The 26,588-nt window shown below is 66.7% G+C and carries 21 protein-coding genes; 12 read left to right on the top strand and 9 right to left on the bottom strand.

Annotated features, from left to right (window positions below; genetic code table 11):
• Window positions 1–10 precede the first annotated feature (10 nt).
• The 3 genes from BBJ41_RS38130 to BBJ41_RS38120 all read right to left on the bottom strand — a co-directional run bounded on the left by BBJ41_RS38130 (window position 11) and on the right by BBJ41_RS38120 (window position 2,958).
• Complete coding sequence (locus BBJ41_RS38130) at window positions 11–1,216, bottom strand: acetyl-CoA C-acetyltransferase (RefSeq protein WP_069751395.1); 1,206 nt, start codon at window positions 1,214–1,216, stop codon at window positions 11–13.
• Between the two features lie 92 nt (window positions 1,217–1,308).
• Window positions 1,309–2,058, bottom strand: coding sequence for an SDR family NAD(P)-dependent oxidoreductase (locus tag BBJ41_RS38125; protein WP_069751394.1), 750 nt, complete (start codon window positions 2,056–2,058; stop codon window positions 1,309–1,311).
• 24 nt (window positions 2,059–2,082) lie between these two features.
• Window positions 2,083–2,958, bottom strand: a complete 876-nt coding sequence (locus BBJ41_RS38120) for a MaoC family dehydratase (protein ID WP_069751393.1) — start codon at window positions 2,956–2,958, stop codon at window positions 2,083–2,085.
• Between the two features lie 241 nt (window positions 2,959–3,199).
• Here BBJ41_RS38120 and BBJ41_RS38115 point away from each other — a divergent pair, with 241 nt between their 5' ends.
• From BBJ41_RS38115 to BBJ41_RS38080, 7 genes are all read left to right on the top strand, one after another.
• A complete protein-coding gene (locus tag BBJ41_RS38115) occupies window positions 3,200–4,351 on the top strand; it encodes an acyl-CoA dehydrogenase family protein (protein WP_069751392.1) in 1,152 nt (383 codons plus the stop codon).
• Window positions 4,352–5,031: 680 nt separating this feature from the next.
• On the top strand, window positions 5,032–5,226 hold the full coding sequence (locus tag BBJ41_RS38105) for a hypothetical protein (protein WP_069751390.1): 195 nt from the start codon (window positions 5,032–5,034) through the stop codon (window positions 5,224–5,226).
• A gap of 269 nt (window positions 5,227–5,495) precedes the next feature.
• Window positions 5,496–9,014 carry a pyruvate carboxylase gene (locus tag BBJ41_RS38100; RefSeq protein ID WP_069751389.1) on the top strand — a complete coding sequence of 1,173 codons (3,519 nt, stop codon included), beginning with the start codon at window positions 5,496–5,498 and terminating at the stop codon, window positions 9,012–9,014.
• A gap of 437 nt (window positions 9,015–9,451) precedes the next feature.
• Window positions 9,452–10,321 carry an IclR family transcriptional regulator gene (locus BBJ41_RS38095; protein WP_083282179.1) on the top strand — a complete coding sequence of 290 codons (870 nt, stop codon included), beginning with the start codon at window positions 9,452–9,454 and terminating at the stop codon, window positions 10,319–10,321.
• Window positions 10,322–10,328: 7 nt separating this feature from the next.
• The gene (locus BBJ41_RS38090) at window positions 10,329–11,117 is read left to right on the top strand and encodes an IclR family transcriptional regulator (RefSeq protein ID WP_069751388.1); all 789 of its coding nucleotides are present in this window, start codon (window positions 10,329–10,331) and stop codon (window positions 11,115–11,117) included.
• Between the two features lie 103 nt (window positions 11,118–11,220).
• A complete protein-coding gene (locus BBJ41_RS38085) occupies window positions 11,221–11,934 on the top strand; it encodes a nitroreductase (protein ID WP_069751387.1) in 714 nt (237 codons plus the stop codon).
• A 122-nt stretch (window positions 11,935–12,056) separates the two neighbouring features.
• Complete coding sequence (locus BBJ41_RS38080) at window positions 12,057–12,470, top strand: YybH family protein (protein ID WP_069751386.1); 414 nt, start codon at window positions 12,057–12,059, stop codon at window positions 12,468–12,470.
• Between the two features lie 48 nt (window positions 12,471–12,518).
• On the opposite strand, the gene BBJ41_RS38075 is transcribed toward BBJ41_RS38080, so the two are convergent.
• Complete coding sequence (locus tag BBJ41_RS38075; RefSeq protein ID WP_236872186.1) at window positions 12,519–13,406, bottom strand: alpha/beta fold hydrolase; 888 nt, start codon at window positions 13,404–13,406, stop codon at window positions 12,519–12,521.
• A gap of 564 nt (window positions 13,407–13,970) precedes the next feature.
• On the opposite strand from BBJ41_RS38075, the gene BBJ41_RS38070 reads away from it, so the two are divergent.
• The gene (locus tag BBJ41_RS38070; protein ID WP_069751384.1) at window positions 13,971–14,594 is read left to right on the top strand and encodes a TetR/AcrR family transcriptional regulator; all 624 of its coding nucleotides are present in this window, start codon (window positions 13,971–13,973) and stop codon (window positions 14,592–14,594) included.
• Between the two features lie 51 nt (window positions 14,595–14,645).
• Here BBJ41_RS38070 and BBJ41_RS38065 read toward each other — a convergent pair whose 3' ends face one another.
• The 5 genes from BBJ41_RS38065 to BBJ41_RS38045 form a co-directional block, all read right to left on the bottom strand.
• Window positions 14,646–15,545 carry an alpha/beta fold hydrolase gene (locus BBJ41_RS38065; RefSeq protein ID WP_069751383.1) on the bottom strand — a complete coding sequence of 300 codons (900 nt, stop codon included), beginning with the start codon at window positions 15,543–15,545 and terminating at the stop codon, window positions 14,646–14,648.
• Window positions 15,546–15,806: 261 nt separating this feature from the next.
• Window positions 15,807–16,892: a porin gene (locus tag BBJ41_RS38060; RefSeq protein ID WP_418222329.1), complete on the bottom strand. Its 1,086-nt coding sequence runs from the start codon at window positions 16,890–16,892 to the stop codon at window positions 15,807–15,809.
• Window positions 16,893–17,635: 743 nt separating this feature from the next.
• The gene (locus BBJ41_RS38055; RefSeq protein ID WP_083282162.1) at window positions 17,636–18,457 is read right to left on the bottom strand and encodes an SDR family NAD(P)-dependent oxidoreductase; all 822 of its coding nucleotides are present in this window, start codon (window positions 18,455–18,457) and stop codon (window positions 17,636–17,638) included.
• A gap of 48 nt (window positions 18,458–18,505) precedes the next feature.
• Complete coding sequence (locus BBJ41_RS38050) at window positions 18,506–19,978, bottom strand: aldehyde dehydrogenase (protein ID WP_069751532.1); 1,473 nt, start codon at window positions 19,976–19,978, stop codon at window positions 18,506–18,508.
• 29 nt (window positions 19,979–20,007) lie between these two features.
• Entirely contained in the window at window positions 20,008–21,447 is a 1,440-nt protein-coding gene (locus tag BBJ41_RS38045; RefSeq protein WP_069751381.1) for an MmgE/PrpD family protein, read from the bottom strand.
• A 324-nt stretch (window positions 21,448–21,771) separates the two neighbouring features.
• Here BBJ41_RS38045 and BBJ41_RS38040 point away from each other — a divergent pair, with 324 nt between their 5' ends.
• From BBJ41_RS38040 to BBJ41_RS38025, 4 genes are all read left to right on the top strand, one after another.
• The gene (locus BBJ41_RS38040; protein WP_069751380.1) at window positions 21,772–22,584 is read left to right on the top strand and encodes an enoyl-CoA hydratase/isomerase family protein; all 813 of its coding nucleotides are present in this window, start codon (window positions 21,772–21,774) and stop codon (window positions 22,582–22,584) included.
• A 61-nt stretch (window positions 22,585–22,645) separates the two neighbouring features.
• On the top strand, window positions 22,646–23,536 hold the full coding sequence (locus tag BBJ41_RS38035; protein ID WP_069751379.1) for an SMP-30/gluconolactonase/LRE family protein: 891 nt from the start codon (window positions 22,646–22,648) through the stop codon (window positions 23,534–23,536).
• A 37-nt stretch (window positions 23,537–23,573) separates the two neighbouring features.
• Window positions 23,574–25,064, top strand: coding sequence for an aldehyde dehydrogenase family protein (locus tag BBJ41_RS38030; RefSeq protein ID WP_069751378.1), 1,491 nt, complete (start codon window positions 23,574–23,576; stop codon window positions 25,062–25,064).
• A 36-nt stretch (window positions 25,065–25,100) separates the two neighbouring features.
• Window positions 25,101–26,576 carry an aldehyde dehydrogenase family protein gene (locus BBJ41_RS38025; RefSeq protein WP_175984698.1) on the top strand — a complete coding sequence of 492 codons (1,476 nt, stop codon included), beginning with the start codon at window positions 25,101–25,103 and terminating at the stop codon, window positions 26,574–26,576.
• Window positions 26,577–26,588 lie beyond the last annotated feature (12 nt).

The following is a 26,588-nucleotide window of genomic DNA, read 5'->3' as shown; positions in this document are numbered from 1 at the left end:
GTCTCCAGCCTTATGCGCGTTCGACGATCATCGCGATGCCCTGGCCGCCGCCGATGCACATCGTTTCCAGCCCGTAGCGGGCCTGGCGGCGCTGCATTTCGTGCAGCAGCGTGGTCATGATGCGCCCGCCCGTCGCGCCCACCGGGTGGCCCAGCGAGATGCCGGAGCCGTTCACGTTGAGCTTGTCTTCGAGCGCTTCCATCGAGCTGCCCCAGCCCTTCACGCAGGCCAGCGCCTGGCACGCGAACGCTTCGTTGAGTTCGATCAGGTCCATCTGGTCGAACGTCAGGCCCGTGCGCGCCAGCACCTTCTGCACGGCGGGCACCGGGCCGATGCCCATGCGGGCCGGGTCGCAGCCGGCGGCGGCCCAGCCGACCAGCCAGCCGATCGGCGTGAGGCCGAGCTCGTCGAGCTTGTCCTCGGCCACGATCAGGCACGCGGCGGCCGCGTCGTTCTGCTGGCATGCATTGCCGGCCGTGACGACGCCGTCCTTCATGATGGTGCGCAGTTTGGCGAGGCTGTCGGGCGTCGTTTCGCCGCGCACGCCTTCATCCTGCGCGACGATCAGTGGATCGCCCTTGCGCTGCGGCACGGATACCGGAACGATCTCCGCATCGAAATACCCGGCCTGCTGCGCGGCAGCGGCGCGCTGGTGGCTGCGCGCGGCGAACCGGTCGGACGCCTCGCGCGTGATGTCGTACTCGCGCGCGAGCGTCTCGGCGGTTTCGATCATGCCGCTGATGCGGCCGAAACGGCTTTCCGGCTGCGAACGCTCGCGGCCGCGGTCGAGCCGGTCGTGCATCGTGACCGAACCCGCGCGCTTGCCCCAGCGCATGTCGGTCGTATAGAACTCGACGTTGCTCATGCTTTCGACGCCGCCGGCCATCACCACGTCGGCCGCGCCGGTCTGCACCATCATCGCGGCCGTGGCGAGCGCCTGGACGCCGCCGCCGCAGCGCCGGTCCAGCTGCATGCCCGCGACTTCGATCGGGAAGCCCGCCTGCAGCGCCACCCAGCGCCCGGTGCACGGCGTCTCGCCGCTCGCATAGCTTTGCGCGAACACGACGTCGTCGATGCGCGCGGGATCGAGCCCGGTGCGCGCGACGACGGCGCGCGCGACGCTCGCGCCGAGCTCCTCGACGGGAACGCCCTTCAACGCTCCGCCGAATGCGCCCACCGGGGTGCGCAGCGGGGAGACGATGGCTGCTCGTTTCATTTCGAATACCTTTTGAATGTCATCAATATTCAGCCACCCTCGCTCGCGTGTCACGCGCCGGCGGCTATCGTGGTTGCGGGGCCGTTGCCGGATCAGCCGTAGCGGCCGCCCGTGACGTGCAGCACTTCGCCGCTGATGAAGCCGGCGCGCTCGCTGGCGAGGAAGGCCACCGCATCGGCGATGTCGTCCGGCCGCCCGACGCGCTTGATCGGCTGCGCGGCCACCGCGCGGTCCTTGATCGTTTCGTAGGTCGGCAGCGCCTGCACCATTTCCGTTTCCATGAAGCCCGGCGCCACGCAGTTCGCGGTGATCCCGTAGCGGCCTTCTTCCATCGACAGCGCCTTGGCCATGCCGATCAGGCCGGCCTTCGCGGCCGAGTAGTTGGCCTGCGTCGGGTTGCCCAGGTGCGCGCGCGAGCTGATGTTGATCAGCCGGCCCCAGCCCTGCTCGATGAAGTGCGGCATCACCGCGCGGGCGGCGAGGAACGCGCCCTTGAGCATCACCGTCATGACGAAATCCCAGTCGTCCTCGCTCATTTTCACGAGGTACTTGTCGCGCGGCGCGCCGGCGTTGTTCACGAGAATATGCACGCCGCCGAAATGCGCGACCGTTTCGTCGACGAGACGCTGCACGTCGGCCGCCTGCGTGATGTCGCCCACCACGCAATGCGCGGCGAGACCTTCGTCACGCAGCGCTTGTGCGGTGGCCTGCGCCAGTTCGGCGTTGATGTCGGTGATGACGACGCTCGCGCCTTCCTGCGCGAGCCGGCGCGCCGTGGCGGCGCCCAGGCCGCGTGCCGAGCCGGTGACGATGGCGACCTTGCCGGTCAAACCCAGATCCATGTGTGTCTCCTCAAGAATTACGTTTCAGCGCAGGTCGACCCGCGCGTTGGTCAAAACCACCACGTTGCGCTCCACGGCCGTGACGCGCAGTGAAACCGTGTCGCCGCGCACCCACATCTCGGTGCGCAGCGTGTCGCCGGGCCACGCCGGCGCGGTAAAGCGCACGCGCATGCCCGCGAAGCGCGTGTCGTCGTAGCCCAGCACCGTGCGCAGCACCGCGTGCGCGGCCACGCCCATCAGCGCCATGCCGTGCAGGATGGGGCGTGCAAAACCGGCCGCCGAGGCCACCGACGGGTCGGCATGCAACGGATTCAGGTCGCCGCTCAGGCGGTAGATCAGTGCCAGTTGCGCGGGCGTGGTCAGCTCGCAGACGTGATCGGGTTCGCCGTCCGGCATCGCATGCGGCACCGGCAGCGGGCCGGTGCTGCCGCCATCGCCGAAGCCGCCGTCGCCGCGCAACAGGCTCAGTTGCACGACGGTCGCGAGCAGGCGGCCCGTGTCGGCATCGGCGATCTCGCGCGTCTGCTGCAGAAATGCGCCCTTGTTTTCGCCCTTGTCCCACAGGCCGGTGATGCGCGTCGTGCCCGTGACGCGGCCGCTGGCCGGCAACGGCGCGTGAATCCTGATTTCCTGCTCCGCGTGCAGGATTTTTTGCCACGTGATGCCCGTATCCGCTTCGCGCGCCCAGAAGCCCGGGTACGCGAGCACGTTCGCCATGGTCGGCAGCGCGCGCAGCGATGCGCCGTCCCGGCCTTCGTAGACGTAACGCAATTGCCCCGCGTCGAGCGGATCGGCGCCGAGGCCCAGGCCGAGTGCGTAGAGCTGGGTATCGCGCAGCGAGTACGCATGCTCGATGGGCGGGAACGGGCGGGACAGCAGGTGATCGGGCTGGAGCGGCATGGCGAACGTAGCGGCAGTGGATTCGAGCTCCTACGATGGAACCGCCGGGTTGGCCGGTCAACGGATCGGCGCACTTTGTTCCGTACCTTGGCAGACGACCGGGGCGCGACGGCCGCGGGGCCAATACCGGCCTAGTCGGCGCGATTTCATCCTCCGGAACGTTTTCGGCCGGGCGATTGTTTCGCGTCGGCCGCCGGCGCAGCATCTGGTCGTTTTCTCCACCTTTTTCAGGCGTACCGACATGATTCGCGATCAAGAAACGCTCAACGGCCTGCTCGACTCCATCGCCCGGTTCGTGCGCGAGCGACTCGTGCCCAACGAGGAGCATGTGGCCGACACCGACGAGATTCCCGACGACATCGTCGCCGACATGAAGGCGATGGGCCTGTTCGGCCTCACCATTCCGGAGCGCTTCGGGGGCCTCGAGCTGACGATGGAGGAGGAGGTGCTGGCGGTGTTCGAGCTGTGCCAGGCTTCGCCGGTGTTCCGCTCGCTGCTGGGCACCACCGTGGGCATCGGCTCGCAGGGCATCCTGTTCGACGGCACGCCCGAGCAGCAGGAGAAGTACCTGCCGCGTCTCGCGACCGGCGAGCTGATCGCGTCCTTCGCGCTGACCGAGCCGGAAGCCGGCTCCGACGCGGCGTCGCTGCGCACCACGGCGATCCGCGACGGCGACGACTACGTGGTCAACGGCACCAAGCGCTTCATCACGAACGCGCCGCACGCGGGCATCTTCACGCTGATGGCGCGCACCAACCCGGAAGACAAGGGCTCGGGCGGCATCTCGGCGTTCATCGTGGACGCGAAGACGCCCGGCATCAGCTTCGGCAAGCGCGACAAGAAAATGGGGCAGAAGGGCGCCCATACGTGCGACGTGATCTTCGACAACGTGCGCGTGCCGGCCGCGAACCTGATCGGCGGGAAGGAAGGGCAGGGTTTCAAGACGGCGATGAAGGTGCTCGACAAGGGCCGCATCCATATCGCCGCGGTGTGCGTGGCCGTGGCCGAGCGGATGCTGTCGATGGCGCTGTCGTATGCGATGGAGCGCAAGCAGTTCGGCAAGCCGATCGCCGATTTCCAGCTCGTGCAGGCGATGCTCGCCGACAGCAAGGCCGAGATCTACGCGGCCCGCTGCATGGTGGTGGATGCCGCGCGCCGGCGCGACGACAAGCTGCCGGTCAGCACCGAGGCGTCGTGCGCGAAGCTGTTCGCGTCCGAGATGTGCGGCCGCGTGGCCGATCGCGCGGTGCAGATTTTCGGCGGCGCCGGCTACATGTCCGAATATGCGATCGAGCGCTTCTATCGCGATGTGCGCCTGTTCCGCATCTATGAGGGCACGACCCAGATCCAGCAGATCGTGATCGCCCGCAACATGGTTCGCGACGCCCAATGACGCATGACGCAACAGGTGCCACGGGCGGTTCCGGCGCGCACGCCGGAGCAGGCCGCGGCGATGCGACGGAGTGCGGCGGATCGTCCTCGCGCCCGGGCCCGGACGACGCGCGGCACGATGCCCCGAACTGGGCATGGGCGGGCGGCAACGCTCACTACGACTGGATGGATCACGCGCCGCTTTTCAGGCAGCGCGACTGACGCCGTTTCCGGGCATCCGCATGCCGCCCCGATCGCGTCGGCAGGTCGGCTGAATGCTGTTCGCCATCGCGATGCCGTTAGCGGTTTGCGTTCAATCCCGATCGGGTTTGGCTGGCGCCTCCTCGTGCCCGAGTAGGCGATCCCCGGCTTTCCAGCGTGCGGAGCGCTTCCCGGCAGTCACGTTGATGACCGGGTGAACAAGCCAGCGGAATGCCCGTTTGCCGGCGAGCCCGATCGCGACAGGATCGGGCTCATCATTTCAAAACCTGAATCGCAATTTCAGAATTGAACGGTTTTGAAACCTGGCGTTGAACGATCTCCCCGCGAACCGGGGCTGTCCGTTCGACGTTCGATGTGGCCTGCTTTTTGCGTGATCGAGCCTGCAACGTATGCGGCGCCATCCGGTCCGGCAGGAATTTTCCTCGTGTCGGACGGGTTCGGCCGCGGAACGGAAAGCTTTTTCAAACCTGAGGTGATGCAATGACTGGCTGCCACAAACGAGATGTCGTCCTGGAGGACGGCGCGCGCGGGATTGTGCATGAGCACGGCGCGGAGGGCGTTCAATCGACGGTGCGCTCCGGTGACCGGCGCGGCGAGGCGAACTGGGCGTGGGCGAAATCCGGTGCGGGCTACGACTGGATGGATCACGCGCCGCTTTTCGAGCACCGCGACTGAGGTCGTGGCGGGCCGGGGCACGGGCCCGCCGAGTCCTGATTGACGACCGGCCAGCCGGTCTGCTGTTCGTCTTCCCGGTTGGTCGGCTGAATGCTGTTCGTCGTCGCGATGTCGATAGCGGCTCCACGGCGATATGACGAAGATGTTGACTGGCGAAAGCCGGGACGATGCAACCGCGAATGACCGATGCGACGATCCGCATGCCGTCCAGTGAAGCAGGCGGGCGGAGGACGGCGCGTCAGCGAGCTTAATTCAACTATTCACTATCCATGGTCGCCGTGACACCTACTCCCATCCAGTCCATCCTGATCGCGAACCGTTCGGAAATCTCGATTCGCGTGATGCGCGCCGCCGCCGAGCTGAACATCCGCACCGTGGCGATCTATTCGAAGGAAGACCGGCTCGCGCTGCATCGCTTCAAGGCGGACGAGAGCTACCTGATCGGCGAGGGCAAGAAGCCGCTTGCTGCCTATCTCGACATCGACGACATCCTGCGCGTCGCGCGGCAGGCGAAGGTCGACGCGATTCATCCGGGTTACGGCTTCCTGTCGGAGAACCCCGATTTCGCGCAGGCCGTGATCGACGCGGGCATTCGCTGGATCGGCCCGTCACCCGACGTGATGCGCACGCTCGGCAACAAGGTGGCCGCCCGCAACGCGGCGATCGCGGCCGGCGTGCCGGTGATGCCCGCGACCACGCCGCTGCCGGACGATCTCGACGTGTGCAAGGCGCTGGCCGCGGAAGTCGGCTATCCGCTGATGCTCAAGGCGAGCTGGGGTGGCGGCGGGCGCGGGATGCGCGTACTGGAAAACGCCCAGGATCTCGAGACGCTGCTGCCGGTCGCACGGCGCGAGGCGCTGGCCGCGTTCGGCAACGACGAGGTGTACGTCGAGAAGCTCGTGCGCAACGCGCGGCACGTCGAGGTGCAGGTGCTCGGCGATCTGCACGGCACGGTCGTGCACCTGTACGAACGCGATTGCACGGTGCAGCGGCGCAACCAGAAGGTGGTCGAACGCGCGCCGGCGCCGTATCTCGATCATGCGGGCCGGCAGGCGCTGTGCGAATCGGCGCTGCGCCTGATGCGCGCCGTTGGTTATACGCATGCGGGCACCGTCGAATTCCTGATGGATGCCGACAGCGGCCAGTTCTACTTCATCGAGGTGAACCCGCGCATCCAGGTCGAGCACACGGTGACCGAGATGATTACCGGGATCGACATCGTGAAGGCGCAGATCCGCATCACGGAAGGCGGCCGGATCGGGCTCGCGGAGGACGTCGCGAACGACGACGGCGCGATCGTCGAGCGCGCGGCCGGCGTGCCGGCGCAGCAGGCGATCCCGCTGAACGGCAACGCGCTGCAATGCCGGATCACGACGGAGGACCCGGAGAACGACTTCCTGCCCGACTACGGGCGGCTCACTGCGTACCGCAGCGCGGCAGGCTTCGGCGTGCGGCTCGACGCGGGCACCGCGTACGGCGGCGCGGTGATCACGCCGTACTACGATTCGCTGCTCGTCAAGGTGACGACGTGGGCGCCGACGGCCGCAGAATCGATTCACCGGATGGATCGCGCACTGCGCGAGTTCCGGATTCGCGGCGTCACGTCGAACCTGCAGTTCCTCGAAAACGTGATCAACCATCCGGCGTTCATCGCCGGCGACGTGACGACGCGCTTCATCGACAAAACGCCGGAGCTGCTCGAATTCGCGAAGCGCGGCGATCGCGCGACGAAGCTGCTGCGCTATCTCGGCGAGCTGAACGTGAACGGCAACGCCGAGATGAACGGCCGCACGCTGCCGGCGCTGCCGCTGTCGAAACCGGTGCTGCCGAAGATCGATACGGCCACGGCGATTCCGGCCGGCACGCGCGACCGGCTGCGCGAACTCGGGCCGGAGAAATTCGCGCGCTGGATGCTGGACCAGAAGCAGGTGCTGCTGACCGACACGACGATGCGCGACGCGCACCAGTCGCTCTTCGCGACGCGCATGCGTACCGCCGACATGCTGCCGATCGCACCGTTCTACGCGCGCGAGCTGTCGCAGCTGTTCTCGCTCGAATGCTGGGGCGGCGCGACCTTCGACGTCGCGCTGCGCTTCCTGAAGGAAGACCCGTGGGAACGCCTCGCGCTGCTGCGCGAGCGCGTGCCGAACATCCTGTTCCAGATGCTGCTGCGCGGCTCGAACGCGGTCGGCTATACGAACTACGCGGACAACGTCGTGCGTTTCTTCGTGCAGCAAGCGGCGAGCGCGGGCGTCGACGTGTTCCGCGTATTCGATTCGCTGAACTGGGTGCGCAACATGCGCGTCGCGATCGATGCAGTGGGCGAAAGCGGGATGCTGTGCGAAGGCGCGATCTGCTACACCGGCGATCTGTTCGACACGTCGCGTTCGAAATACGACCTCAAGTATTACGTCGGCATCGCGCGCGAGCTGCAGCAGGCCGGCGTGCACGTGCTGGGCATCAAGGACATGGCGGGCATCTGCCGCCCGCAGGCGGTCGCCACGCTCGTGAAGGCGCTCAAGGAGGAAACCGGGCTGCCCGTGCATTTCCATACGCACGACACGAGCGGCATCGCCGCGGCGTCGGTGCTCGCGGCGGTCGAAGCGGGTTGCGACGCGGTGGACGGCGCGCTCGATGCGATGAGCGGGCTCACGTCGCAGCCGAACCTGTCGAGCATCGCGGCCGCGCTCGCGGGCAGCGCGCGCGATCCGGGGCTGAACGCGGACCGCCTGCACGAAGCGTCGATGTACTGGGAAGGCGTGCGCCGCTACTACGCGCCGTTCGAATCGGAGATTCGCGCGGGCACGGCCGACGTGTACCGCCACGAAATGCCCGGCGGCCAGTACACGAACCTGCGCGAGCAGGCGCGCTCGCTCGGCATCGATCATCGCTGGACCGAGGTGTCGCGCGCGTATGCGGACGTGAACCGGCTGTTCGGCGACATCGTCAAGGTGACGCCGACGTCGAAGGTGGTCGGCGACATGGCGCTGATGATGGTCGCGAACGATCTGGCCGTGGACGACGTGCGCAACCCGGACAAGGACATCGCATTCCCCGAGTCGGTCGTGTCGCTGTTCAAGGGCGAACTGGGCTTCCCGCCGGACGGCTTCCCGGCGGACCTGTCGCGCAAGGTGCTCAAGAGCGAGCCGCCCGCGCCGTATCGCCCCGGCGACCAGATCGCGCCGGTCGATCTCGACGCGGCGCGCACGCAGGCCGAGGCCGCGTGCGAGCAGCCGCTCGACGACCGGCAACTCGCGTCGTACCTGATGTATCCGAAGCAGACGGTCGACTATTACGCGCACGTGCGCGCGTACAGCGACACGTCGGTGGTGCCGACGTCCGCGTTCCTGTACGGGCTGCAGCCGCAGGAGGAAGTGGCGATCGACATCTCGCCGGGCAAGACGCTGCTCGTGTCGCTGCAGGGGCAGCACGCCGATGCGCAGGACGGCATCGTGAAGGTGCTGTTCGAGCTGAACGGTCAGTCGCGTTCTGCGCTGGTCGAGCAGAAGACGGTCGTGCATGCGGGCAAGGAGCGGCACGGCCTGCAACGCGCCGATCCGGGCAATCCGCTGCACGTGGCCGCGCCGATGCCGGGCTCGGTCGTGACGGTGGCCGTGCAGCCGGGCCAGCGCGTGACGGCCGGCACGACGCTGATCGCGCTCGAGGCGATGAAGATGGAAACCCACATCGCAGCAGAGCGCGATTGCGAGATCGCGGCCGTGCACGTGAAGCCCGGAGAGCGCGTCGCGGCGAAGGATCTGCTGATCGAGCTGAAGGGCGCCGCGTAACGCGCGCCGCGCCGGATGCGTGATGCGGCAGGCCGTTGCGACACAACGGCCTGTCGCGCGGCGCGGCTCGAATCGATCGGGTTCGGGGAGGGCGGGCCGCGCGCCGGCCGTCGTGCCGCAGCGCCTCGATGGCCGTCCGGAATCGATTTTGTGTTCCGTACATCGACTGATCTCCCTGCACGCGTTCCGTCTCGAAATTGTCGGGAAAGCCCCGCTTCAGACCGGGAGCAGCCGATTTTTTGCGCCGATTTCTGTTTCAAAGTACGGAACATATCAGCGCTACAATTGACTCGTTTCCCGGTTGGCTCGTGTAATGAAGCCATCCGACGGTCGCATGGGGCGAGCGCCGCCACCGTGTGTGGCGTCCCGCCCCGACCGATCGGGACGAGCAGTTCATGGCCGCTTCCAGAGCCAGATCGAGACAAATGGAGCAATCGATGTCGCCGCAGGCAAACCGGGCAGCGCTGCCCCTGTCAGGGCAGGAAGACGCGAATTGGCACGACGCGCCGATCGGAGACAGCGAGCGTCCGGACGGCGGGCCCGCGTCCGGTGCGATGGTCGTTCCGCTGGCGCGCAGCCTGGCGATCCTGGCCGCGTTCTCGCCGCACGAGCCGTGGCTCGGCAATCAGGAACTCGTGATCGAAACGGGCATCCCCGCGCCGACGGTGTCGCGGATGGTGCGCTCGCTCGTCGCGCTCGGCTACCTTCATTACTCGCCGCAGCGCCGCAAGTATCGGCTGGCGGCCCCCGTGCTGTCGCTCGGCTATGCGGCGATCGCGCATTCCAACGTTCAACTGCTCGCGCGGCTCGAAATGCAGGCGTTCGCGAACACGAACGACACCTACGTGATGCTCGGCACGCGCGACCGTCTCGACGTGATCGTGCTGGAAACGTGCGCGAGCAAGCCGGCGTCGGTCGACCTGAAGCTGTACGCGGGCACGCGCCTGCGTATCGCCTCGTCGCCGATGGGCTGGGCGTTGCTGGCCGCGTTGCCGGAACTCGAACGCTTCTACCTGCTCGGCAACATCGAACGCAAGACGGGCCGCGACTGGCCCAACCTGCGCCGCCGCATCAGCGAAGGCATTTCGCAGGTGCACAACGTCGGCTATTGCATGTCGCTCGGCGAGTGGGAGCCGGATCTGACGATTCTCGCGGTGCCGCTGGTGGTCCAGGATCACACGCCGCTCGTGCTCGCCTGCATCGGGCGCAGCGCGCGGCTCGGGCGTGCGCGGGTCGAACGGGAACTCGGGCCGCGGCTGGTGGCGGCGGCCCAGCATCTGCAGGAACAGGCGGTCGTCATCGACTGACACGAACATGAACAGGTCCGACAAGCAACAGGGCGTCACGCTGACCGTCGAACGCGGGCTCGAGGTGCTCCACGCGTTTCGCGCGGCCCGCGCGCCGCTGTCCAACGCGGAGCTGGTGCGGCGCACCGGGCTGCCGAAAGCCACGGTATCGCGGCTGACCACGACGCTGATTTCGATCGGCTACCTGCGCCGCGTGGGCGGCGGGCGCCAGTTCGAACTCAGCGCCGGCGCATTGAGCATCGGCCACGCCTATCTGGAAGCGAATCCCGTCACACGTCTCGTCACGCCCGTGATGCAGAAACTGGCCGACAAGCTGAACCTGTCGGTCGCGCTCGCAGTCCCGCATCGGCTCGACATGGTGTATATCGCGTGGCGCGCGAGCGCCCGGATCGCGACGCTGCGCCTGGGCGTCGGTTCGCTGCTGCCGATGGCGACGACCTCGGTCGGCCGCGCGTATCTGTACGGGCTGCCGGACGCGATGCGCGAGCCGTTGATGGCCGAATTGCTCGACGCGGCGGGAGACGATGCGGGCAGCGTGCGCGAGAACCTCGATGCGGCGTTCGACGATCTGAAGCAGTCGGGCGTGTGCATGTCGGTCGGCGAATATCAGCGCAACGCCTACGGCATCGCATTGCCGATCGTGGTCGGCCGGACCCGCACGCTGATGGCGCTGAATTGCGGCGCCGTGGAACTGGAGCCGGACATGATGGCGATCCGCCAGCGCGTGATGCCCGAATTGAAGGCGGCGGCCGAGACGCTGTCCTTCATCCTGAGCGACGTCGACTGCGAGCCCTGACAATCAGGCCGGATGCAGGCGCAAGCCGGCTTCGACGACTAACTAATGGTAGTTCCATTGGGTGGATACGGTACCGTCAGGTGCCGGTAATGGGAGACGTTTCATGCAAGCGCAAGCCGAGTACGAGGATTCGGGCATTCGCGCGATCGCCGACGCGGAAGCGATCGACCGCCTTTCGTCCGAGCGTTTCACCTGCCGCGCGTACCTGCCGGATGCCGTGCCGACCGACGTGATCGAGCGCATCGTCGACATCGCGAAACGCGCGGCGTCGTGGTGCAACGTGCAGCCGTGGCACGCGACCGTGACGTCCCGCGACACGACCGAGCGTTTCCGCGCGGCGCTCGTCGCGCATGCCGCGCAGCATCCGGGGATCGATTCCGACATCCCGTTCCCCGACGAATATCGCGGCGTGTACGGCGAGCGGCGCAGGGAAGTCGGATACGCGCTCTATGCGGCGCTCGGCATCGCGCGCAGCGACAGGCCGGCGCGCGAGCGGCAGGTCGCCGAGAATTTCCGGCTGTTCGGCGCGCCGCATGTCGCGTTGCTGACGATACCGGCCGAACTGGGGCCGTATGCGGCGCTCGACTGCGGCGCATTCGTCGCATCGTTCATGCTGGCGGCGCGCGCGCATGGCATTGCGACGACGGCACAGGCGGCGCTGGCGCATCACGCCCGATTCATCCGCCGCTATTTCGGTATCGGCGACGAGCGGAAATTCGTCTGCGGCATCGGGTTCGGTTATGCCGACATGGCGCATCCGGCGAACGCGTTCCGCTCCACGCGCGTGGCGACGGCGGATGTGATGCAGATGGTTTGACGGGTGCCGTTCTGCTCGGGTCGGTATCCGCCGATGCCTATGCGCGGCGGTAACGGACGGGTGGATCGGCAAATGCAATCGGCAACGGCGCCGGCTGGCGCCCCAGGGCAGGAGAAGACACGATGGTTGGAACGAGCGACACACCCGGCCCCGCGCTGGCAATCGTGCAGGCCGCGTGGAACGCGGCCGCACGCGACTGGAATCCCGATGCGCTGACAAGTATCTACACGGCGGATGCGCTGTTCTTTGGCGGCCGGCCCGGCCATTCGGCCGGGCGCGACGCGATTCGCGCGTACTTCGCGTCGTACGACGGCGTGATCCGGTCGGCGACGCTGGCGCTGGTGGAGCAGCACTTCATCCGCTTGGGCGACGACTGTTTTCTCGCGCAAGGCTACGGCGAATTCGCGTTCGTGCTCGGTGACGGCAACACGTCACGCTCGCGCTTGCGCACGACGCTCGTGATCGCGTTGCAGCAGGGCGAATGGAAAATACGCCAGCACCATTTCTCGACTTCGCCTGAAACACCGCCGATCTGAATCCGCGCGATCCGCATGCGCGGGTGTTCGAGCGCCCGCGCGTGGTGGCTATGCAGAGGCGACGTGGCGCGCAAGAAACTGCTCGGCAGCCTGGCCGAACACATCGTTTCGATCGCCGGCGACCATGTGTCCCGCCGCGGCGACGTTCACGTATTCCGCGTGCGGACAGAGTTCGAGAAACTCGCGAACGCCCGCTTCGCTGACCACGTCGGAACTGCCGCCGCGCACCAGTAGCGTGGGGAGCGCGAGGTTGCGCGCGCAGGCCGAGAAGCGCGCGTGACGGGCAGCGAGATCGGTCGTCCCCGACAGGAAGCGCGGGTCCCAGTGCCAGTGGTAACGGCCGTCGTCGCCGAGCCGCACATTCTTCGACAGGCCGGCGTGATTGCCCGGCCGCGACCGGCTCGAGCGGTAGCGGCCGATCGCGTCGGCGACCTCGTCGAGCGAGCCGAAGCCGTCGGGATTCTGCTGCATGAACGTCCTGATGCGGGCGACACCGGCCGGCTCGGTGTACGGCACGATGTCGACCAGGATCAGCGCGCGCGCATCGATCCGGCATTCTCCGATCGCGACGAGGCTGGTGCCGCCGCCCAGCGATGCGCCGATGAGTATCGGCCGCCGGCCGCCAAGCACATCGACGACGTGGCGCAAGTCGCTGACGAACGCGTCCTGGCCGTAGTCGCCTGCGGGGCTCCAGTCCGAGTCTCCATGCCCGCGCGCATCGTAGGCGACGGCAAAGTAGCCGGTGCTACCCAGCAGCGCCCCCGTGCCGCCCCATGCATGACGTGTCTGCCCGCCGCCATGGAGCAACACCACGAGCGGGGCGTCGGGATGCCCCCACGTATCGCCGGCGAGCCGCACGCCGTCTGCGGTGCGCCACAGGTGCGCGGGGTCGGGGGTGCCGGGCAGCCGGTTGCCCGGCTTGGTCGAGGCTCGCACGACGGATTCGGTTGATGAAGGCATGGCAGGGCGATGAATGACTGACGGAGAAGGGCGGACCGGTCGTATGGCCCGTCGAGCCTTCAAACTTCGCTGGCGGGCGCATACGTGTCAACGCGAGCGGCCACGGCGTTCCGTACAGTGATCGTTCGGAAGATGCGCGGTTCCGCGGCATTCCGCGAACGGCTTCGCAACGTCGATTCATCGACGAGAGATTCAGGCAATCCAGCGGCCGGCGAACCACGCGCGGCGGGTTCGCCGACGGTGTTTTGGTTCGCTGGCTCGCGCCCTGAAAATACGCTACCCTCTCGAACATTAGTTTTGTGCCGCATGGCGGCATTCGACAGGATCAGGCAGTACCCGGGGAGACGGAGACACGCCGCCATCGGCGCACCGGAGCGGCACGGGATGATCACTCGCCGGGCGTCCTGCACGACGCCGCGCGGCCGGGCCGTCGCTCATGCGGCATCCGGATCTCTTCACTTCATCTTGATAACAGCAGACGGCTGATACACGAACGTGCGAAAGCGAAATGTAAATCCCAGCGCGGATACCCGGGAAACCTTGCTGCGGCTTGCCGCGCGCTCCTTTGCGATGCAGGGCTATGCCGCGACGACGATGCGCTCCATCGCGGACCAGGCCGGCATCGAGGCGGCCAGCATCTACTATCACTTCTCGTCGAAGGAAGAACTGGTCGACGTCGTGATGGAGCACGGCGCGGACAGCATCGTGCAGCACATCAAGGAGCATTTCGACGCGCTGCCGCCCGATGCGACGGCCGAGGCGCGTTTCAAGGCGGCGCTGATCGGGCAGATGAGCGGGCTGATCAAGTTCGGCGACTACGCGCTGGCGCACGGCAGGCTGCTGACCCAGCTTCCGGACAAGGTACGGGAGCGCCAGATCAAGCGGCGCGCGCGCCATCAGCAGCTGTGGACTGAGGTGTTCGATGGCTTGCGCGCCGAAGGGCTCCTGCGCGAGGACGTCGACATCGCACTGTGCCGCGTGTTCGTCCTCGGTTGCATCAACTCGGTCCAGACCTGGTTCGACCCGAAGAAGGGCTCGCTGGACAAGGTCGCTGACCAGCTCGCCACGATGTTCTTCGAAGGCGTGAAGCCCGCGGCCGGCGCGAAGCCCGCCGCGAAAGCCCGGCGAGTCAGCCGCAAGACCGAACCGGTCGCATCGTCGTGATGCCGCGCGGCTGACCGGCCGGCCGTGCGCTTCTCCGCGCACGCGGCCGGATCAGGCGACCGCGCGATCCCGCAGCGCCGGGCCGCGTGGGATCTGGCGCTCGAGAAAGTCGAGCACGGTATGGGCGAACAGATCGTTATGCTCCCCCGCGACCGTGTGGCCGGCATCCCGTACGTCCGCATATTCCGCGTGCCGGCACAGGTCGAGGAACTCGCGCGCGCCTGCCTTGCTGACGATTTCCGAATCTTCGCCGCGCACGAGCAGCGTCGGCAGCCTCAGGCGGCGTGCGCTGGCCGCGAAACGCGTGTGACGGCGCTCCAGGTCTCGCGGCCACGCGAGAAAGTGCGGGTCCCAATGCCAGCGATATTTTCCGTCGTCGTAGCGCAGGCTGCGGGTCAGGCTTTCCTGCGTGAGCGCATGCGCCGGCTGCGCGCGATAGTTGCGGATCGCGTCGGCCGCTTCATCGGGCGATCCGAAACCGTCCGGCGGCTGTCGCATGAACGACTGCAGGCGCAGGACGCCCGCCGGTTCGATGTACGGCGCGATGTTGACGAGCACGAGCGCTTCGGCGTCGAGATACCCTTCGCCGACGGCGAGCAGGCTCGTCCCGCCGCCCAGGCCCGCACCGACGAGTATCGGCCGACGGCCTTCGAACATCGCGGCGACGCGCTCGAGATCGCGGATCATCGCGCCCTGGCTGTAGTTGCCGGTCGGCGACCAGTCCGACTCTCCATGGCCGCGTGCGTCGAACGCAATCGCATGAAAGCCCGCCGCGCCGAGCGCGCGCCCCATGCCGCTCCACGCGTGACGCGTCTGTCCGCTGCCGTGCAGCAGGATGACCGGCGCGCCGTCAGGGTCGCCCCACGAGCAACCCGCGAGCCGGATTCCGTCGGTGCTTTTCCAGGTGTGCGTCGTGCCGGCCGGGCCGGCCGCACGCGTTCCCGTAGTCATCGCATTATTCATGATTCGATTGCATTCGCGTTGCGGGGCCGCTCGTCGCCGAGTCGCAGCCGGGACGCCCGCCATTCGTGATCTTCTTCCGGCCGGCATGTCGGCGCTGCGTTGCCGAAATGCCATGCATGCCGAACAGAAATCGACACATACCCGCCTACGTTCGCGGTGGTTTGCAATCGAGTCAATCGAGGCGGGCCGAGTGTTCCGTACTCCGACCGAACGGAGCGGGGTACGTTGCATCGTGCCCGCCGGGGATAGTTAGAACCGCTTGTTGATCCCGATGATCGCGCCGATGGTCGTGCCCGGCGCGCCGTACAGCGCGTTGTCGATCGACAGCCCGAATTTTTGCCGGCCGTGGTTGTTCGCCGCGCCGACCTCCGCATACAGCGAGGTCGCCTTCGACAAGAAATAGCGCGTCGTCAGCGCACCGATCAGCGAGTGATTGTTCGAATCCTGCGGATCGCGGATGTACCACACGCCCGAGTTGATATCGAGCTGCGGCAGCGGATAGTAATCGAACCCGAGATTCCAGACGTTGTTGGTGCCGCCGTTCGTTACACCGCCGGCAACCGTCGTCGGCAGCTTGTAGCTGGTGAACGAACCCTTCACCGCGAACGTACCGAAGTGGTAGCTGAGCCCGAGCATCCGGCCCAGGAACGGCTGCTGGAAGATCGTCAGCCCCGCGGAATTCCTGGCCGAACTCGAGTCGTACATCGCGGCGTTCACGACCAGCCCGCGAAACTCGTAGCGCGCGCTGATCGAATACTGCTGCGCCGCGCGGTAGTCGCCCGGTATGCCGCCGAACGCATACATTGCGCTGGCGGAAAACCCGGCGAACTTCGGGCTCGTATAGGTGATCGCATTCGGATTGAAACTGCCGACGAACGTATTGGCGCCGTAGACGGAAAACGCCGTGCCGAACTGGCCGGCGTTGCGCGGGTCCGCCTCGTAGATCGCCAGCACGAACGGCGAGTACTGCACGCCGGCCTTCAGTTGGCCGAAGTTGCCGTCGAGGGCCAGCCATGCCTGACGGCCGAATAAGTTGCCGTTGCTGTTGTCGAAGCCGCCGTTGACGACGCTCACGCCGCTTTCCAGCCTGAAGGTCGCCTTCAGTCCGCCGCCCAGGTCTTCCTGCCCGAACAGGCCGAAATTGGAGGGCTCCAGCCCGCCGTTGATGAGGGCGACCTGCTTGCCGCCGTTCGTGCCGGTCGTCGAGTTGAGCGTCTTGCTGGTGAACAGCAGGCCCGTATCGAGCGTGCCGTAAAGCGTGACGCTGCTTTGCGCATACGACCATGCAGGCAGGAGCGCAATGCCAAGCGCAATTATCGTTTTCTTCGTGCCCAACCCTGATGATCGGCTTACATTCATTTCGATATCCGAATTTAATGAAAAGTGAAGAGGCGGTTCGTGTCGAACTGCCGAGGCGGTGCGGCGAATGCACGACCAGACGGATGTGCCGGTTTGTTATCGATGTCCGGGTACGGACAATCGTCTTTGGGTTCGATGAATATCTAACGTTCGGTAGATTGAGGTGCGTGACATCGAATCTCCATCGGGTATAACCCGAGGCGAATTCGTTCTTTTAGGCAATGATCCGCTGGCTGAATTTCGACGTTCCGTACTTCAACTCAATCGAGCAATCGTGATTCCCGGAAATATCATCCGTTCTACGTAATAAAGTGCGTGGAAGCGTTTCCATGCAGGGGATGGCGATCCTGTTTAATGGATTCGGAGGAGATGTCCCTGTCGAATGGCGTTTTACCCGGCGGAACGAGTTTTTCGGGCGTCACCGTCTGTTGCCGGATATTTCATCGCCAGCATCGAGGTTCGATTCAAATCGTGCGCGGCCTCATCGAAGGCGGAACGGGCGTGCGGATTCGCACTGCCGGGGCAGCGTGTGGGGGGAGAGGAAGAAGAAAGGGACGCCGTCAGCCGTGATCCGATGCCCGCATGGCGGGAGATCAGGCTGGAGCGGCCCGCAGCCCGATCGTTCCCGTCGGGCAATGCAGGCAATGCGGGCGAGCGCCGGCGGCGAGGGCCCGGGCGGGCCTTCGCCGCAAACGGCGCACGTGCTTCACGCCGGGCGCTTACTTGCCCATCGGTTTCGCGAACATCATGTGCGACATGCCGCCGTCGCATGCGATCGACTGGGCCGTGATGTAGCCGGCCGCGGGCGACGCGAGGTACACGATCAGGTCGGCGACTTCCTCCGGCCGGCCTACCCGGCTCATCGGCAGCATCGCCGCAAGCTGGTCGAGCAGATCCTGCGGCACGGAGCCGCGTGCCATCGGCGTATCGATGACGCCCGGCAGCACGACATTCACGCGCACGCCGTACGACGCCCACTCGTGCGCCATCTGCCGGCTGAGCGTGATGAGCGCCGCCTTGCTCGGGCCATACGCGCCGCCCTGCGAATAGCCGTGCACGCCCGCCAGCGAAGCCGTGTTCACGATCGCCGCATGCGGGCTTTTCTTCAGGTGCGGCAGCGCGCTGCGCGCGAGCATCAGCGCACCGTCCACGTTGACCTGGAAACCGCTGCGCCATTCGTCGATCGACACGTCCTCGAGCATCCCGGAACGCACCAGCGCGGCCGTGTTGATGACGACGTCGAGCCGGCCGAAGCGCTCGACCGTCCTGTCGATGGCCGCGTCGATGTCCGACTGTTTCGATACGTCGAGGCCGAGCGCGATCGCCTGGCCATCGCGTCGTGCGATCTCTCCGGCGACGCGTTCGGCGTTGCCGGCGTTCAGGTCCGCCACGGCGACCGCGCCGCCGTTTGCCGCGAAGGTTTTCGCGCTGGCTTCGCCCATGCCGCTGCCGGCGCCGACCACCAGCGCGACCAGCCCCTTGATGCGCGAATGGATCATCCAGTCGTGTGGCGCTTCGTTGTTGGATTCGGTGTTGCTCATTCGTTGCTCCTCCTGATGTCAGGTAATCGATCGTTCGTATGCTGGCGCTCAGTCGGCCGGCTGGTCCAGCACCACGGTTTTGGATTCGAGAAATGCTTCGAGGCCGCCCACGCCGCCTTCGCGGCCCACGCCCGATTGCTTGAAGCCGCCGAAGCCGATGGAGAAATCGGTGCGCGACGCGTTGTGTCCGACCGACCCCGCGCGCAACCGGCGCGCGACACGCAGCGCGCGGTCGGTGTCCTGCGTGAACACCACGGCATTCAGGCCGAAGATCGTGTCGTTGGCCATGTCGATCGCGTGTTGCTCGCTGTCGGCGGGAATGACGGACAGCACCGGGCCGAAGAACTCGTCCTGCGCGATGCGCGAGCGGTTGTCCACGTTTGCAAATACCGTCGGTTCGAAGAAGAAGCCGCGCGTCAGGTGCGCGGGCCGCTTGCCGCCGACCGCCAGCCGCGCGCCGTCCGATACGCCCTGTGCGACCAGTCGTTCGACCGCGCCGCGCTGGGCGGCCGTGGCCAGCGGGCCCATGCTCGTGGCGTCGTCGAGCGGGTCGCCGAGCGTCATCCCGCGCGCCGCGGCGACCAGCGCGTCGACCATCTGGTCGTGCCGCGCGCGCGGCACGATGATGCGGGTGAGGCTGTGGCAGACCTGACCCGACAAGTAGCTGAAATACGGCGCGCCGAGCGCCTTCGCGGCCGTTTCGATGTCGTAGTCGTCGAGCACCACGGCGGGCGATTTGCCGCCGAGCTCGAGCGTGACGCGTGCGACGCGTTCGGCCGCGACCGCGCCGATGCGCCGGCCCGCGCCGGTGGAGCCGGTGAAGGTGATCTTGTCCACGCCGGGATGGCGCACGAGCGACTCGGACACGGTCCGGTCCGCCGTCAGCATGTTGACCACGCCGGGCGGCAGCCCGACTTCGTCGCAGATTTGCGCGAACAGGTGGCCGGAACTCGGTGTTTCCGGCGAGTTCTTGATGACGACCGTGCAACCCGCGAGCAGGGCCGGCGCGATCTTGTACGCGAGCAGCCCGGCCGGGCCGTTCCACGGCACGATCACCGCGACGACGCCCACCGGCTCCTGCACGCGGTACGCCTGGTGCCCGGTGGCGGAACGCGCGGGCTCGACGAACGGATAGCTGTGCGCCATCGCCTCATACTGGCGAAACGCGCCGCTCAGGAACAGGCCGATGCGCGGCTTGGCAATCTTGTAGAACACGCCGGATTCGATGCTCCACCCGCGTGCGAAATCGTCGTTCAGCGCTTCGACGCGTTCGGCGATTTTCTCGAGGAAGGCGGCGCGTTCGGCGGGGGACAACTGCGGCCACGGCCCGTGATCGAACGCTTCACGCGCGGCGCGCACGGCGGCATCGATCTCCGTTTCGGTCGCCATGGCTGCGTGCGCAACCACTTCTTCGGTCGTGCAGTCGAGCACGGCGAAGGTGTCGGCGGAAGAGGGCGCTACCCAGCGTCCGCCGATATAGAGACGATCCGGGTGCGGCATGTTGACGGTATGACGGGTCATGTCTTGGTTTTCCAGGTTGCTGTCCACGCTCAGTGGCCGGATGACCGCACGAACTGGCGGATCACGCTGCCGAAGTCGTCCACCTTTTCGAGGTTCAGCACGCTGTCGACGACCCGTTCAATGGTCGATGCCGGCAGCAGGCCGTCGACGAACGTGCGGAATTTGTTCACCAGTTCGTCGGTGGTCATGTAGGTCGCGGGGTCTGCCGACGGCGTTCCCTTGGGGAACATCTTCTCGCCGGCGAAGACCTGGCCGCGCGCGCGCACTTCCACGCGCGACGGGCGGCTGGAAATGTCCGCCGATACCGACTGGAAATAGGTTGGATGGATTTCCAGCGACACGCGATTCATCAGCGCCATCACGGACGGGTCGAACACGACGGCCGGGTCCTGCCACCGGGGGCCGGGCGGAATGCGGTGGGCCGCGACGGCCAGCCCGTGCGAGAAACAGAACTGCGCGTCGTGCACTTCCAGGATTTCCCGGTTGGTGAAGCAGGGCAGCACATAGGCCCAGCCTTCGCCGAAGGAGGTAATGCGCTCGATCTCGTCGGGCTTCAGGTCGTTGCGGGTCACGATGTCGATCAGCAGGTCGAGCGGGGCGTGCATCACGCGACAGTGCGGATAGGGCTTGAACATCTGGAAGCCGGGAAAGCGCCACTCGTCGCCCAGGCCGTCGGTAATTTTCTCAGGCAGCCAGCGGTCGGTGCCGATGAAGCTCGCGTAACCGTTGACCGCGTCATCGAGGATGCGCAGATCGCCGCGATGGCCCAGTTCGCCCAGGTCGGCGGCCGTGAGCGCGATGTTGGTCAGGCCGCCGGCGAGCTGGTATTTGATCGTGGCGGTGGGCGCGTGCGTGAACCACGCGCGCTGCGCATTCACCGGCGCCGATGCGGCGGCCAGGCCCAGCGCGTTGGCCAGTTTGGCCGCCGACAGCCGCTTGAGCTTGCCCGCGGATGCAGTGGCGCCGAACACGGTGCTGCTGTAGCCGACCACCGATGCAGGGTTCGCGGACTTGCCATCCTTGGTATCGCGGTAGCCGCTCATCGCGGCGCCGAAGCGGCAGGAGATCTCGTGCGACACGGCCACGGCGGCGATCAGGTCGCGGCCCGAACGCCGCTGCGTCTCCGCCGTCGCGAATGCGCCGGGCAGCACGTACGGGCTCACGTGGCCGGGCAACAGCACCGAGTCGGCATCCAGCGCGTTGAGCAACTCGCTGTTGGCGAACGCGGCGCCGTACGCAGTCGAGCGCTCGCCGGTGCCGATGATCGTCGCATCGCCCGCGCTGCCGCCGATGCGGCGGCCGGTTTCGATGCCGATGCGCCCCCTCGGATGATCGATCCCCGCCAGCGCGACACCCAGCGAATCGAGAATGTCGCGCTTGCATTCCTGTACGACGATGTCGGGCAACCGGTCGATGTCGACGTCGGCCGAGAAATCAGCCAGTTGCTGGATGATGGTGGGGTGGCTCATGTGTCTCGCTCCTTGTTCTGATTCTTCTGTTCCGACGAATGCCGTCAGGTTTGGCTCCGATGCCGCCGTACGCAATGTTTGCGTTCGAAACGTTCCGCTCTTCGAAAATCCCGCACCGGAAAACACGCGATTGACCGGCGGCATGCGGGGATTCCCTGATGGGAAATTCCCGCAAGCAAAATAGAATAACAACTGTTAGTTAGATTGAAGGGTATCCCGACGATCCCTTGCGCTTTTCCCCGGTGCCGCGAACCGACGCAGGCCACTTTACCGGCGGGCTTCGACACACGCCGCCCGCCGTTCCAAAAAATCCCTGGGCCCAGCATGAAATACGAAGATTTCCAGTTCCTCCTGTTCGATCGCCAGCCGGACGGCGTCCTGCTCGTCACGCTCAATCGTCCGGAGGTGATGAACGCGACGAACAACCGGATGCACTGGGAATTGACCAAGGTCTGGGGCGTCGTCGGCGACGATCCGGGCGTCAAGGTGGTCGTCGTGACCGGCGCCGGCGATCGCGCGTTCTCGGCCGGCGGCGATCTTGCCGTGGTCGAGGAAATGGCGGCCAGCCAGGAGGCCACGATGCGCGTGATGAAGGAGGCGTCCGACATCGTCTACAACATGCTCGCGTGCGACAAGCCGATCATCTCCGCGATCAACGGCACGGCCGTCGGCGCGGGTCTCGTCGTTGCGCTGCTGGCCGACGTGAGCGTGATGGCCGAGGATGCGAAGCTGACCGACGGACATGCGCGCCTCGGCGTGTCGGCGGGCGATCACGCGGCCATCGTGTGGCCGCTGCTGTGCGGGATGGCGAAGGCCAAGTATTACCTGATGACCGCGGATTTCATCGACGGCAAGGAAGCCGAACGAATCGGCCTGGTCAGCTTCTGCGCGCCGCGCGCCGACGTGCTGTCGCGATCGCTGGCCATTGCCGCCAACCTCGCGCGCGGCAGCCAGACCGCGATCCGCGCGACCAAGAAATCGCTCAACAACTGGATGCGCGTGGCGGGGCCGGTATTCGACAACTCGCTCGCGCTGGAGATGCTGTGTTTCCTGGGGCCGGACGTCAAGGAAGGCGTCGCCGCATTGCGCGGCAAGCGTCAGCCCGAATTCCCGTCGGCCCTGCTGCCGCAGTCGTGACCGGTCGAACGTCCGTATCCGGATCACGCTGCATTCTTCAATCTAACTAACGACAGGTTAAATGAGACAGCTCACCCTGCTTCTCGACGGCATGACGCATACCGAAGCCGCGCGCTGGCACGACGGCCGCTTCTGGTTCAGCGATCTCTATACCGAATGCGTGTACTCGATCCGCGAGGACGGCAGCAACCTCTGCGAGGAGATGCACGTTCCCGAATGTCCGTCCGGCATCGGCTGGCTGCCCGACGGGCGCCTGCTCGTCGTGTCGATGCACGACCGCGCGCTGTTGCGGCGCGAGCACGACGGGTCGGTCGTGCGCCATGCCGACCTGTCGCCGCACCTGGAATTCGAACCCAACGACATGGTGGTGGACGCGCAAGGCCGCGTGTGGGTCGGCAACCTGGGCTTCGACGTGATGAAGCTTGCGCCGCGCCGCCCGGGCCGGCTCGCGCGCGTCGATCCGGACGGCACGGTCACGATGGTGAGCGAGCCGCTGCACTTCGCGAACGGCGCGACGATCATCGACGGGCGCACGCTGGTGGTGTCCGAATCCTGGGGCAACCGCATGTCGGCGTTCGACATCCAGCCCGACGGCTCGCTTTCCGCGCGTCGCGACTGGGCGACCTTCGGCCCGGTGCCGCAGGACGAGGACGTGATCCGGTCGATGGGCGAAATCGTCGTGGCGCCGGACGGCATCTCGCAGGTCGATGCCGAGGGCGCGATCTGGGTCGCGGATTTCACGAAGACGCGCGTACTGCGCGTGGCGCCCGGCGGCAGGATTCTCGAGGAGATCCAGACCGGCGAGCGCAACTGCTACGCATGCGCGCTGGGCGGCGAGGATCGGCGCACGTTGTTCATGTGCGTGACGCCCGCCGATTTCAATCCGCAGGTGCGTCGTGCCAATCCATTGAGCGCGGTGCTGTCGACGCGCGTCGACGTGCCACTGGCCTGACGTACTGACGCATCAAGTCACATCAACCGGAGGTTTCATGACGACTGTAACTGACACCGCGCAAGCCGCGCGTGCGAAAGCGCTTGCGTGGATCGGGCAAGGCACGAAGCGCCTGCTGATCGGCGGGCAATGGGTCGACGCCGCATCGGGCAAGACGTTCGAGACGATCAATCCCGCGACCGAACAATTGCTTTGCCGGGTCGCCGAGGCCGACAGCGCCGATGTGGACGCCGCGGTGATCGCCGCCCGCAAGGCGTTCGAAGCGCCGTCGTGGTCCGCGTTGTCGCCGCACGCCCGCACGCGCGCGCTGCTGAAGATCGCGGACAAGATCGAGGCCCACATCGACGAACTGGCCGCGATCGAGTCGCTCGACAACGGCATGCCGCTGTGGTTCGCGCAGGGCGCGGTGACCGCCACGGTGGACATCGTGCGCTACTACGCGGGCTGGTGTTCAAAGGTGCTCGGCACCACGATCCCGTCGGACGGCAGCACGCTGATCTATACGCTGCGCGAACCGCTCGGCGTATGCGGCCAGATCATCCCGTGGAACGTGCCGATCCTGATGGCCGCGATCAAGTTCGCCAACGCGCTGTGCTGCGGCAACACGGTGATCCTCAAGCCCGCCGAGCTGGCGTGCCTGACCTCGATTCGCCTTGCGGAGCTGATCCAGGAAACCGACCTGCCGCCGGGCGTCATCAACGTGCTGCCGGGCTTCGGCGCGACCGCGGGCGCCGCGCTGGCGCAGCACCCGGGCATCGACAAGATCGCGTTCACGGGCTCGACGGCGGTCGGCAAGCAGATCACGCGCGACGCCACGGGGAACCTGAAGAAGGTGACGCTGGAGCTCGGCGGCAAAGCGCCGAACGTGGTGTTCGCCGACGCCGACATCGAGAAGGCCGTGCAGGCCGCGGTGAAAACCTTCTGCGGCAACTCGGGCCAGGTGTGCTCGGCCGGCACGCGGCTGTTCGTGCAGGAGAGCATCCACGAACAGGTGGCGGAACGCGTGGCGCAGGTGGCGGGCGCGTGGAAGGCCGGCGACCCGTTCGCGGCCGACACGAAGATCGGCCCGCTGATTTCGGCGACGCAGCGCGAGCGCGTCCGGTCGTACATCGGCGTGGGCCAGGAGGGCGGCGCGACGTTGCGGCTCGGCGGCCAGCCATGGGACGGCGCCGGCTACTTCGTCGAGCCGACGGTGTTCGACAACGTGCGCAACGGCATGCGGATCGCGCAGGAAGAGATCTTCGGGCCGGTGCTGTCGATCATCCCGTTCAAGGACGAGGACGATGCGGTGCTGCAGGCCAACGACACCACCTACGGCCTTTCCGCCGCGGTATGGACGCGCGACGTGGCCCGCGCGCACAAGGTGGTGCGCGCGCTCAAGGCCGGGCGGCTGTGGATCAACACCTTCGGCGAATCCGATCCGGCCATGGCGTTCGGCGGATACAAGCAATCGGGATGGGGGCGCGAATTCGGCCAGGAATCGATCGAGGCCTACACGCAGACCAAGTCGATCATGCTTCGCATGTAATTTTCGTCATCCATAACAATTTCAACGGAGACACCCGTGAGCATCAACCCGAGCATTCCGGATTTCGTGCGCGGCACCAAGAAACTGCTGATCGGCGGCGAGTGGGTCGAGCCTGCCGGCGGCGAACGCATCGAGGCCATCAATCCCGCGACCGGCGAAGTGCTGTGCCATATCGCGCAGGGCAACGCGCAGGACGTTGCCCGCGCCGTGGCGGCCGCGCGCCGCGCGTTCGAGGGGCCGTGGAGCCGCTTCACGCCGCATGAACGGCGCAAGCTGCTGCTGCGCGTGCACGACGTCATCCTCGATCATTTCGACGAGCTCGCGCTGATCGAGACGCTCGACATGGGGGCGCCGCTTGCGCGCACGCGCGGCTACAAGGAATGGCTGTCGCAACTGCTGCAGTTCTACGCATCGCAAACCGGCGCCGGCGCGGTGGAAACGCCGCCGATGTCGATCGCGCCCGGCTTCACCGCGCTCAAGCAATTGATGCCGGTGGGCGTGGTCGGCGGGATCATCCCGTGGAACGGCCCGCTGATGGGGCTGTGGTGGATCTACGGCCCCGCACTCGCCACGGGCTGCACGGCCGTGCTGAAGCCGGCCGAGGATGCGTCGCTGTCGTCGCTGCGCGTATCCGAACTGATGATGGAAGCCGGCGTGCCCGAAGGCGTGATCAACGTCGTGACCGGCTACGGTAAGGACGTCGGCCAGGCGCTGGCCGAACATCCGGACGTCGATCGCGTGGCCTTCACGGGCTCGGTGGGCACCGCGCAGGCCATCGTGCGCGCGTCGGCCGGCAACCTGAAGCGGCTGCAGCTCGAACTCGGCGGCAAGTCGCCCGACATCGTGTTCGCCGATGCCGATCTCGACAAAGCCGTGCCCGGCGCGTCGATGGGCGTGTTCACCAACACCGGCCAGGTCTGCGTGGCCGGCACGCGCATCTTCGTGCAGCGCGCGATCCACGACGAATTCGTGCAGCGCATGGCCGCGTTCGCCGGCACCATCCGGATCGGCGACGGCCGCGATCCCGATACGCAGATCGGCCCGCTGATCTCGCGGCGCCAGCTCGACCGCGTGATGCATTACGTGGACATCGGCGGCACGGAGGCGCGGCTCGTGCACGGCGGCCGGCGCCCCGGCGGCGTGCCGGCCGGCGGCTTCTTCGTCGAGCCGACGGTGTTCGCCGATGTGCGCAACGACATGACGATCGCCCGCGAGGAAATCTTCGGGCCCGTCGCGTCGGTGATCCCGTTCGACACGATGGACGACGCGCTGAAGCTCGCGAACGATACGCCGTACGGCCTTGCCGGCGGCGTGTGGACGAGCAGCCTGTCGACTGCGCACAAGGTCTCGCAGGGCATTCGCTCGGGCACCGTCTGGGTCAACTGCTACGGCGTGATCGACCCGGCCGTGGGCTTCGGCGGCACCAAGATGAGCGGCTACGGATGGAAGGGCGGGAAGGAGCACGTCGAGAGCTTCCTGTACCCGAAGGCCACCTATATCAATCTGGTCTGAGCCGGCACGTCG

It is taken from the genome of Burkholderia stabilis (genome assembly GCF_001742165.1).
GTDB classification, from domain to species: domain Bacteria; phylum Pseudomonadota; class Gammaproteobacteria; order Burkholderiales; family Burkholderiaceae; genus Burkholderia; species Burkholderia stabilis.
Note: the sequence above shows the minus strand (reverse complement) of the source record. Positions and strands in the feature narration are given on the sequence as shown.

What these genes read in the sequence shown, in the direction of transcription:
- BBJ41_RS38130 (WP_069751395.1), bottom strand. Translation starts at nt 1,216, where the DNA reads ATGAAACGAGCAGCCATCGTCTCCCCGCTGCGCACCCCGGTGGGCGCA.
- BBJ41_RS38125 (WP_069751394.1), bottom strand. Translation starts at nt 2,058, where the DNA reads ATGGATCTGGGTTTGACCGGCAAGGTCGCCATCGTCACCGGCTCGGCA.
- BBJ41_RS38120 (WP_069751393.1), bottom strand. Translation starts at nt 2,958, where the DNA reads ATGCCGCTCCAGCCCGATCACCTGCTGTCCCGCCCGTTCCCGCCCATC.
- BBJ41_RS38115 (WP_069751392.1), top strand. Translation starts at nt 3,200, where the DNA reads ATGATTCGCGATCAAGAAACGCTCAACGGCCTGCTCGACTCCATCGCC.
- BBJ41_RS38105 (WP_069751390.1), top strand. Translation starts at nt 5,032, where the DNA reads ATGACTGGCTGCCACAAACGAGATGTCGTCCTGGAGGACGGCGCGCGC.
- BBJ41_RS38100 (WP_069751389.1), top strand. Translation starts at nt 5,496, where the DNA reads ATGGTCGCCGTGACACCTACTCCCATCCAGTCCATCCTGATCGCGAAC.
- BBJ41_RS38095 (WP_083282179.1), top strand. Translation starts at nt 9,452, where the DNA reads ATGTCGCCGCAGGCAAACCGGGCAGCGCTGCCCCTGTCAGGGCAGGAA.
- BBJ41_RS38090 (WP_069751388.1), top strand. Translation starts at nt 10,329, where the DNA reads ATGAACAGGTCCGACAAGCAACAGGGCGTCACGCTGACCGTCGAACGC.
- BBJ41_RS38085 (WP_069751387.1), top strand. Translation starts at nt 11,221, where the DNA reads ATGCAAGCGCAAGCCGAGTACGAGGATTCGGGCATTCGCGCGATCGCC.
- BBJ41_RS38080 (WP_069751386.1), top strand. Translation starts at nt 12,057, where the DNA reads ATGGTTGGAACGAGCGACACACCCGGCCCCGCGCTGGCAATCGTGCAG.
- BBJ41_RS38065 (WP_069751383.1), bottom strand. Translation starts at nt 15,545, where the DNA reads ATGACTACGGGAACGCGTGCGGCCGGCCCGGCCGGCACGACGCACACC.
- BBJ41_RS38055 (WP_083282162.1), bottom strand. Translation starts at nt 18,457, where the DNA reads ATGAGCAACACCGAATCCAACAACGAAGCGCCACACGACTGGATGATC.
- BBJ41_RS38050 (WP_069751532.1), bottom strand. Translation starts at nt 19,978, where the DNA reads ATGACCCGTCATACCGTCAACATGCCGCACCCGGATCGTCTCTATATC.
- BBJ41_RS38045 (WP_069751381.1), bottom strand. Translation starts at nt 21,447, where the DNA reads ATGAGCCACCCCACCATCATCCAGCAACTGGCTGATTTCTCGGCCGAC.
- BBJ41_RS38040 (WP_069751380.1), top strand. Translation starts at nt 21,772, where the DNA reads ATGAAATACGAAGATTTCCAGTTCCTCCTGTTCGATCGCCAGCCGGAC.
- BBJ41_RS38035 (WP_069751379.1), top strand. Translation starts at nt 22,646, where the DNA reads ATGAGACAGCTCACCCTGCTTCTCGACGGCATGACGCATACCGAAGCC.
- BBJ41_RS38030 (WP_069751378.1), top strand. Translation starts at nt 23,574, where the DNA reads ATGACGACTGTAACTGACACCGCGCAAGCCGCGCGTGCGAAAGCGCTT.